The 9,250-nt window shown below is 47.0% G+C and carries 9 protein-coding genes and 1 pseudogene; 1 reads left to right on the top strand and 9 read right to left on the bottom strand.

Features of this window, described 5'->3' with window-relative positions; all coding sequences use genetic code 11:
* Positions 1-45: 45 nt before the first annotated feature.
* The 3 genes and pseudogenes from WJ238_RS09320 to WJ238_RS09310 all read right to left on the bottom strand — a co-directional run.
* Positions 46-264 (bottom strand): annotated as a pseudogene (locus WJ238_RS09320) (serine/threonine-protein phosphatase); the annotation flags it as partial.
* Position 265: 1 nt separating this feature from the next.
* On the bottom strand, positions 266-1,978 hold the full coding sequence (locus WJ238_RS09315) for a [Fe-Fe] hydrogenase large subunit C-terminal domain-containing protein (protein WP_316265109.1): 1,713 nt from the start codon (positions 1,976-1,978) through the stop codon (positions 266-268).
* Positions 1,979-1,980: 2 nt separating this feature from the next.
* Positions 1,981-2,220, bottom strand: a complete 240-nt coding sequence (locus WJ238_RS09310) for a (2Fe-2S) ferredoxin domain-containing protein (RefSeq protein ID WP_230105529.1) — start codon at positions 2,218-2,220, stop codon at positions 1,981-1,983.
* A 197-nt stretch (positions 2,221-2,417) separates the two neighbouring features.
* Between WJ238_RS09310 and WJ238_RS09305 the strand changes: the two genes are divergently transcribed.
* Positions 2,418-3,764: a CapA family protein gene (locus WJ238_RS09305; RefSeq protein WP_316265110.1), complete on the top strand. Its 1,347-nt coding sequence runs from the start codon at positions 2,418-2,420 to the stop codon at positions 3,762-3,764.
* A gap of 14 nt (positions 3,765-3,778) precedes the next feature.
* Here WJ238_RS09305 and WJ238_RS09300 read toward each other — a convergent pair whose 3' ends face one another.
* From WJ238_RS09300 to WJ238_RS09275, 6 genes are all read right to left on the bottom strand, one after another.
* A complete protein-coding gene (locus tag WJ238_RS09300) occupies positions 3,779-4,426 on the bottom strand; it encodes an HAD family hydrolase (RefSeq protein ID WP_337606759.1) in 648 nt (215 codons plus the stop codon).
* A 103-nt stretch (positions 4,427-4,529) separates the two neighbouring features.
* A complete protein-coding gene (locus WJ238_RS09295) occupies positions 4,530-6,272 on the bottom strand; it encodes an NADH-dependent [FeFe] hydrogenase, group A6 (RefSeq protein WP_230105526.1) in 1,743 nt (580 codons plus the stop codon).
* Positions 6,273-6,287: 15 nt separating this feature from the next.
* On the bottom strand, positions 6,288-8,075 hold the full coding sequence (gene nuoF, locus WJ238_RS09290; RefSeq protein WP_230105525.1) for an NADH-quinone oxidoreductase subunit NuoF: 1,788 nt from the start codon (positions 8,073-8,075) through the stop codon (positions 6,288-6,290).
* A gap of 13 nt (positions 8,076-8,088) precedes the next feature.
* Positions 8,089-8,469 carry a (2Fe-2S) ferredoxin domain-containing protein gene (locus tag WJ238_RS09285; protein ID WP_230105524.1) on the bottom strand — a complete coding sequence of 127 codons (381 nt, stop codon included), beginning with the start codon at positions 8,467-8,469 and terminating at the stop codon, positions 8,089-8,091.
* A 33-nt stretch (positions 8,470-8,502) separates the two neighbouring features.
* The gene (locus WJ238_RS09280; RefSeq protein ID WP_256195609.1) at positions 8,503-9,060 is read right to left on the bottom strand and encodes an ATP-binding protein; all 558 of its coding nucleotides are present in this window, start codon (positions 9,058-9,060) and stop codon (positions 8,503-8,505) included.
* A gap of 3 nt (positions 9,061-9,063) precedes the next feature.
* Positions 9,064-9,250 (bottom strand): NADH-quinone oxidoreductase subunit NuoE family protein (locus WJ238_RS09275; RefSeq protein ID WP_337606757.1); only part of this gene is annotated, 187 nt, incomplete at its 5' end.

The raw sequence follows: 9,250 nt of genomic DNA, 5'->3' as shown, positions 1-9,250 counted from the left end.
GGATCACAATATCTGAATCCTTTGTTTTCAGAATCTCAACCTTATCTCCACACAGGAATCAATGGCCGCTCCATTCAGAAGCATGGTGCCGAGGATTTTAGACGTCAAAGTTGCCAGAATATTGGCTTTTACTCCGCTTCCCATGCCATCTGCCAGGATCACAATATCTGAATCCTTTGTTTTCAGAATCTCAACCTTATCTCCACACAGCTCCTCATGGTGTTTATTCAGACTCTTCCACGCTATATCAACACGAACGCTCATATCATTCTTCCTCTTCAAATAAAATGGAATCCCTAAGCTTTGACAGCGTTACCTTTGTCTCTGCCGTTGTTTCTCCAAGAAGCCCTGCAATCTCCTGCGCAACCATCATCTGTTTGTCAATGACTTTCTGCGCCATCTCCACTGTCTCCATCTTCAAATGGTAATGCTGTTCCCTTGCCTTTTCTTCTTTTGTCACATCCTGGTAAGTCACAAGAACGGATTCCAGATGGTCAATATAAATAATGCTCTCTACTACCATCATTTCCGACGCATCCAGGCTGACTTTCTTTCGTATGATCTGTTCCTTTGTATCCAATACCTGAACGATATCCTCCGGCTCAATAAATTCAAAAATATACCGCTCCAGCGCCTCTTCTCTGGATACCCCCAGCATCTTCTGGGCTTTTTTATTACATTCCCGGATCCGAAGCTCTTTATCAATGATCAGTATCATACTGGGCGTCACATCCATAACAATATTGGACATAGACTCTGCCTGTGCAACTGCATGGGGCAGACACATGCCGATCTCTGCTTTTTTCTGAAAAACTGCTTTCGCCTTTGCACGACAGCTTGGATAACCGCATGCCCCGCAGTTCAGCTCATCTTCTTTGGTGTATTTTCCCATAGCGTGCAGCACTTCTTCCATCTGCTCTTCTGTCGGCTCCATATCTGTCACACGGCGGTCCATAAATATTTTCTCCATGTCCACGCCGCTGCCATCGATCTCACTTGCTTCCTCCCGGTAAACCGCCTGATCCTCTACGTCCATCTTTGCTCGGACCACAGACCGCTGCCATTTATCGGATGCAGGCCCTTTTATGCACCCTCCTTCACAGACATTCACCTCAAAAAAGCAGTTTTCAATCTCATTCTTTTTCAATTCATCAAAAAGTTCCATACATGCAGTAAGTCCGTCTACAGAAACTTTATAGTAATTATCCTCCACGGAACTTGCCCGAATGGATTTGATAATACCCCCTCCTACAGGATACAGCTGATTTACTTTCGGACTCGGGTTGCCAAGAGGCTCGCTTGGACACTCTTTCGGGTTGATTCCTTCCCTTTCCCACCACTTTACAATTTCTTCAAAGGTAAGAATAGCGTCAATAGCCCCGCTTACTCTTTCATCACCTTCCGCTTCCTCTTTTTTGGCAATACAGGGACCCAGAAATACAACTTTCACATCATCCCCGTAAATCTGCCGGATCAGGCGTCCATGAGCGATCATAGGCGATACCACCGGCGCCATCAAAGGAACAAGCTCAGGGTAATATTTCTCGATCAGATCGTTTACACTGGGACAGCATGTTGTGATAATGTTGGTCATCTTTCCCTCTTTTAAGAGCCGGCGATATTCTTTTGTTACCAGGGCCGCTCCTTCCGCCGTTTCTCTCACTTCATAAAATCCAAGCTTTTTCAGGGCCGATACAACCTGTCCCGGCTTGTCATAGTCCAGCACTCCCAGATAGGAAGGCGCAATAGAAATGATAACCTTCATATTCTGCCGAAGATAGCCTACAACCCGGTCCATATCACTTGCAAATTTCTTCGCATTCTGGGGACAGACTTCCAGACAATGCCCGCAGTTGATACAGTGGTCTTTCATAATATGAGCCTGGGCATTCTGCACGGAGATTGCCTTTACCTCGCAGTGACGTACACATTTATAGCAATGTCTGCAGCTTGCATCCTTAAAATCTATAACCCGCATTCTCACTCCTCCTTTCCTATGATCTTAAAAAAGAACTCATCCACCTCTTCCGGCCCGATATGGTAAATCTCATCATCCACTTTCACACTGACTTTCCTGGAGCACTTTCCCATGCAAAAAGATCCTCCCAGTTCAATCTGTTCATCCATTCCCTGTTCTTTTACCAGTTCCTGTATCCTTTTTACTACAGTCTCTGATCCCCGCAAATGACAGGAACTTCCAATACAAATTTTAATCTTCATCCGGTATCCCCCTTTATTTTTCGGGCTTTTATCATAGTATATCATCCGCTTTGTCCCCCTGCAACGGAAACAGCAATATACGCCACAATAATAGTGTCTGATACCGCTTGCTTTTTGTCCTGCTCAGATTTACAATAAAATCAGTTTACAAAAACACATTGGTTGTACTTATGTAACATACAAAAGAGGTGGGGAACATGTCGGAATTGAAACGTCACAGAAAAAAACAAAAAAGGAGAAAGTCCAGACATCTGCTGGCCGGAAGCTCGGCATTCTATGCCGGTGTTTTCTCCTGTATTGCTGCAGCCATTGTTGTTTCAGCCCTTCTGTCTGTCTATTTTCCGACTGCAGCAAAACCGGAAAAGGGAAAGCCCAAGGCAGTGGAAGTATCCGCAGAGCCTTCCACCGCCAAAAAACCGGCTTCTATCACTTATACAGCCGCCGGAGACATTATTCTCCACAAACCGTTTCTGGAATCTCCCGTTTATCTGGATTCCCAGGACGGGACCTATGATTACACATCCATTTTCACCTACTGCAAAGATCTCCTGTCAGAGGCCGACTATACCTCTGTCACCTTTGAAGGTTCTCTTGTAGATGGAAGTAACGGCTACAGCGGATACCCTATGTTTCAGGGTCCTGACGCCCTGGCCGACGCTCTGGCAGCAAGCGGGATCGATATGGTAAATCTTGCCAGCAATCATGTATATGATGCAGCAGAAGAAGGTTTTCTGCGTACATTGGATGTAATAAAGCAGAAAAATCTTATCCCCTGCGGTGTCCGGTCTTCCGAAGAGGAAAACAGATATACTATTCAGGATATCGGCGGGATCAAAGTCGGCATCATCAGTTATGTATATGAGACAACCGAAGCGGGCGGGGCTCCATCCATTAACGGCATTCCCTTGTCCGACAGCGCTTCCGCTCTGATCAATTCTTTCGATTACAATGATCTGGACAGTTTCTATACAGAACTTCAGGATTCTTTGGAGGCAATGGAAAAAGACGGAGCTGAATATACTATCGCTTATATGCATTGGGGCACTGAGTACCAGACGCAACAGTCCCAGCAACAGGAGGAGATTGCACAGAAATTATGTGATCTGGGGATTGACGTTCTGATCGGCAGTCATCCTCATGTCATTCAGCCGGTAGATCTTCTCACAAGCACGAACGGAGAACACCAGATGGTATGCGCCTACGCCATCGGCAACTTTCTTTCCAATCAGCAAAAAGAATATATGCAGGCCGAAATGCCCACAGGCGAGACAGAGGATGGATATGTTCTCAGTCTTTCTATCGACAGAGATAAAAAAGGCAATATTTCTCTGACTGACGCTGTTTTCACTCCTACCTGGGTCTATCGCTTTGATGATGTGGGAGCACAGTTTTATATCCTTCCTGTCAACGATCCGGCTGCCCTGGAAACTTCAACCGGCATTTCCGGCATTTCAGCGGAAGCCCAGGAGTCTGCCAGCCGCACCGGGGCTATCATTAACGAAGGAGTGGAAAAAGTAAGAGCAGCTCTTCCCATCAGAAGTTAAATCTGATGGGATTTTTATACGCTGCCGTAAATATCTTCCACTGTTTCCGCAAGGTAATCCGCCCCGGCCGTCTCCAGTTCTTCCCTGCTTCCGTATCCGTACAGCACGCCCATACTGTCAAGGCCGTTTTCTTTCGCCCCCTGGATATCATGCTTCCTGTCGCCGATCATGAGTGCTTTTCTTTTATCTGTAATACTGCACTGCTCCAGGGCATAGGCGATCACATCTCCCTTTTTCACACGATTTTCATCCATAGTAGCCCCGGCAACAAACGTAAAATAGCTGTCCAGGTGAAAGTATTCCAGAATCTGGCCTGCAAAAAATTCCGGTTTTGAGGTGGCCAGCACCAGCGTTTTGCCGTCTTCCTTCATTCTCTTCAACACATCTTCTATTCCCGGATAAAGCTTATTCTCAAATATTCCTTTTTTGCTGTAATATTCCCGGTAAAACCTGATCCCTTTTTTCGCCTCGTCCGCCGAAAATCCATAAAACTCCCGGAAGGAATCTGCCAGCGGGGGGCCGATAAATCGATAGAGTTTCCTTCTGTCCCTCTCATGGATTCCGAATTTTTGCAGTGCATACATAACAGAATTGGTAATTCCCTCTCCCGGATCTGTCACCGTGCCGTCCAGATCAAATAAAAAATACTGATAGTCCTTCATGTTTCCTCCTGAAATTTTCTCCCAATCGAGTAGGAGGAATTTCTCATAGTTGAGAAATTCCTCCTACTCGATTTATTATTTGTGAACCTTTTGCCTTATCCGGCTAATTCACAGTCCTCTTCACATAAGTTGTATGCAGATATTCGTGAGCCTTATGGCTTCCCGGTTCGCCCAGATATTCCTCATAAAGCTTTTTGATCGCCGGATTTTCGTGGGATTTCCGGATTGATTTTGCCTGATCATTCCGATAGAGCACTCCTGCCCGGATAGCACGTACATCTGTAAAGTTTCTCACATCGCCGGATACCTGCGGCTGTCCGCCTCCATTGACGCATCCGCCTGGACATCCCATGATCTCTATGAAATGATAGCTGGCTTCTCCGGATTTCACCTTATTAAGCAGATTCCTTGCATTGTTAAGTCCTGAAGCAACTGCCACTTTAATGTCCATTCCGGCCACATTGTAGCTGGCCTCCTTGATTCCTTCTGTGCCGCGCACATCGGTAAATTCCAGATTAGCAAGTTCTTCACCGGTCAGAACTTCCACTGCAGTACGAAGAGCGGCTTCCATTACTCCTCCGGTTGCGCCGAAGATCACACCTGCACCTGTAGATTCGCCCATCGGATCGTCAAATTTCTCATCCGGCAGCGCAGTAAAGTCAATGCCGCACCTTTTGATCAGCCGGGCCAGTTCTCTTGTGGTGATGGCGATATCCACATCCGGAACTCCCGCTGCATTCTGATCATCTCTTCCGATTTCAAATTTCTTTGCCGTACAGGGCATTACACTGACGGACACAATCTTTTTCGGATCGATTCCTTCTTTTTCAGCAAAATATGTTTTCAGCATCGCCCCGAACATCTGCTGGGGTGATTTGCAGCTGGACAGATTTTCTGTCATATCCGGGAAATAATGCTCGCAATATTTGATCCATCCCGGTGAGCAGGAAGTGATCAGCGGAAGTACGCCGCCGTTTTTCACGCGATCCAGAAGTTCTGTAGCCTCCTCCATGATCGTAAGATCGGCTGCCCAGTCCGTATCAAATACTTTATCAAATCCGATCCTTCTAAGTGCTGCAGCCATCTTTCCTTCTACATCTGTTCCCATAGGATATCCAAACTCTTCTCCAAGTCCCGCTCTTACGGAAGGAGCAGTCTGAACCACTACATATTTATCCGGATCTGCAATCGCTTCTATGATCTGATTTGTATAATCTTTTTCATACAATGCCCCTGTAGGACAGACTGCAATACACTGTCCACAGGATACACAACTGGTCTCCCCCAGCCCCATATCAAATGCGGATCCGATAAATGTATCAAATCCCCGGTTGTTGGGTCCGATCACACCGATCCCCTGGGTCTTTTCGCAGACCGCCACACAGCGCCGGCACAAAATACATTTGTTGTTGTCGCGGATCATATGAGCAGCAGAATCATCCAGCTCATAATGATTGGTTTTTCCTTCAAAATAGTTCTCGTCCTCTACTCCGTACTCCCTGCAGAGCTGCTGAAGCTCGCAGTTTCCGCTCCTTACGCATGAGAGACATTTCTTATCGTGATTGGACAAAAGAAGCTGGAGCGTTCTCCTTCTTGACTTGATCAGTTTTGGTGTGTTGGTGTACACTTCCATTCCTTCCGTCACCGGATATACACAGGCTGCCACCAGGTTTCTGGCTCCCTTGACTTCCACCACACACATACGGCATGCACCGATCTCATTGATTTCCTTCAGGAAACACAAAGTCGGTATCTTAATTCCTGCCAGATGTGCCGCTTCAAGAATGGTGGAGCCGGCTGGAGCGGATACTTCAAGACCATTGATTTTTAAGTTTACGTTTTCCATATTCTCCATCCTCCATTATTCTTTGTAAATAGCACCAAAACGACATTTCTCCATGCAGGCGCCGCATTTCACACATTTCTCCTGATTGATCACATGCGGCTCTTTTACCTTGCCGATGATAGCGTCGTTCGGACAGGTTCTTGCACACAGAGTACATCCTTTACATTTATCTGCGTCAATCCGGTACTGCAGAAGATCCTTACAGACTCCTGCCGGACATTTCTTGTCTACAATATGAGCGATATATTCGTCCCGGAAATACCGCAGGGTGGAAAGAACCGGATTGGGAGCTGTCTGCCCCAGCGCACACAGAGAATTGGATTTCAGATGTTCTGCCAGTTCTTCCAGGCGATCGAGATCCTCCATGGTTCCCTGACCCTTGGTGATCTTTTCCAGGATTTCCAGCATGCGCCTTGTTCCCACACGGCACGGCGTACATTTTCCACAGGATTCATCCACTGTAAATTCCAGGAAGAATTTGGCGATATCCACCATACAGGTATCTTCATCCATAACGATCAGTCCGCCGGATCCCATCATGGAACCAATGGCGATCAGGTTATCGTAATCAATAGGAACATCAAAATGCTCTGCCGGGATACAGCCGCCGGACGGTCCTCCGGTCTGGGCCGCTTTGAATTTCTTGCCTCCCGGGATTCCTCCTCCGATCTCCTCTACAATCTCCCTAAGAGTAGTTCCCATTGGAATCTCCACAAGTCCCGTATTGTTTACCTTACCGCCGAGGGCAAAAACTTTTGTTCCTTTGGACTTCTCCGTTCCCATAGATGCAAACCATTCCGGTCCGTTCAAAATGATCTGCGGAATGTTTGCGTAAGTTTCCACATTGTTAAGGATCGTCGGCTTCTGGAACAATCCTTTCAGCGCCGGGAACGGCGGACGGGGACGAGGTTCTCCTCTGTTTCCCTCAATGGATGTCATAAGAGCAGTCTCTTCGCCGCATACAAAGGCACCAGCTCCAAGACGAAGCTCAATATCAAAATCAAATCCGGTTCCGAAAATATCTTTTCCCAGAAGACCGTATTCTCTTGCCTGACCGATGGCAATGTTCAAACGCTCTACCGCGATCGGATATTCTGCACGCACATAGATATATCCCTGGGATGCTCCGATAGCGTATCCTGCGATTGCCATAGCTTCCAGCACAACATGGGGATCACCTTCCAGTACAGATCGATCCATGAATGCACCGGGATCCCCTTCATCTGCATTACAGCAGACATATTTCTGATCCGCCTCATTTGCCGCTGCAAACTTCCATTTCAGACCTGTGGGGAATCCTGCGCCTCCCCTTCCTCTAAGTCCGCTGTCCAGAAGGATCTGGATCACATCCTCCGGCTTCATCTCTGTCAGCACTTTTCCGAGCGCCTCATAGCCTCTTGTACCGATATATTCTTCAATATTCTCCGGATTGATCACACCGCAGTTCCTAAGGGCGATTCTGTGCTGTTTCTTATAAAACTTTGTCTCCTGCAGGGGAAGCACTTCCGTTCCTTTTACTGTCTCATCATAGAGGAGACGTTTTACAACTCTTCCTTTCAGCAGATGTTCCGATACAATTTCCGGGATATCTTCCTCCTTTACCATGGAATAGAAGGAACCTTCCGGGTATACGATCATAATAGGGCCTAAGGCGCACAGGCCGAAACATCCTGTTTTCACAACGCCGACTTCATTTTCCAGCCCCTGCTTTCTGATTTCTTCTTCCAGTTTCTCTCTGATCCTCTGGCTGCCTGAGGAGGTACATCCGGTTCCTCCACAGACCAGTACATGTGAACGATACATATGTAACCTCCTTTTATTCTTTACTGATTTTTTCCGCTGCAAGCGTATATTTTGTTACAACCTGCCCGCCCTTAAGATGCAGGCGGAACACTTCCATTGCCTTTTCCGGCGTCATTTTCACATAAGTAACCTTTTCTTTGCCCGGCTCCATCACCTCAACAATCGGCTCATACTGACAAAGTCCGATGCATCCGGTCTGGGTTACGTTAATATTATTTAATCCTTCCTCCTGTACAGCATCTGCCAGCGCTGCCAGAACCGGGCGGGCGCCGCTTGCGATTCCGCAGGTTGCCATACCCACAACTACTCTTGTCTGTGTCGCATCTTCGGAGCGGAAGCCGACTTTTCCCTGCATTTTCTCTCTAATTGCCCGTAACTCTTCCAGAGATTTCATACTCTTCCTCCATTTCTTTTTCAGATCTTTCCGTTACAAATTTTTCCCTCCGCTTACTTCCCTGTGATTTTCCTTAAGATAATCCATAATGAATGCGGAAACTTCCGGGGAATGAAGCGGCACATCGCCTAACATTTCTTTCATCTCTCTTGTATCGAGGACAAATTCCCGGCCGTCGCACGCATAACGATACCGAAAATCCACTTCCTCATGGTATACCATCAGATTATGTACAGTCATACTCATATCGCCAAGAGGCATTCTGTCAATACTGGACAGGACAAACCGGGCGGTAAGGACCGTTCCTTTTCCCTTCTCTGATGTAATCTGAAAGCTCCCTCCTGATATTTCCGCTGCCTGCTTAAAAAACGGAACACCAAGCCCTACCTTGCGCGTTGTCCGGGTAGTAAAAAAGGGATCCGTCACTCTTTGCACCTGTTCAGGGTCCATACCGGATCCGTTATCTTTGATGGTAATACTAAGAGAATCTTCTGCAGTACTGACTGCAACTTCTATTTCGACAAAAGCTGCTCCCGCACGGACAGAATTTTCCGCCGTATCAAGAACATGCAATGATATTTCCGGCAGCATAGGCTATTCGTACTTTGCCAAAATATCGTCAATATCATCTACTTTTAACCTGCCATATACATCGTCATTGATGGTCATGACAGGGGCCAGACCACAGGCACCGATACAACGGCACGCATCCAGGGAAAACTTACCGTCGGGGGTACATTCTCCTCCCACGATCCCCAGCTTTTCCATCAACTTATTGTAG

Source organism: Claveliimonas sp. (assembly GCF_037273965.1).
GTDB classification, from domain to species: Bacteria; Bacillota; Clostridia; order Lachnospirales; family Lachnospiraceae; genus Claveliimonas; species Claveliimonas bilis.
The sequence above is the reverse complement of the archived record's forward strand: the minus strand, read 5'-3'. Positions and strand labels throughout refer to the sequence as shown.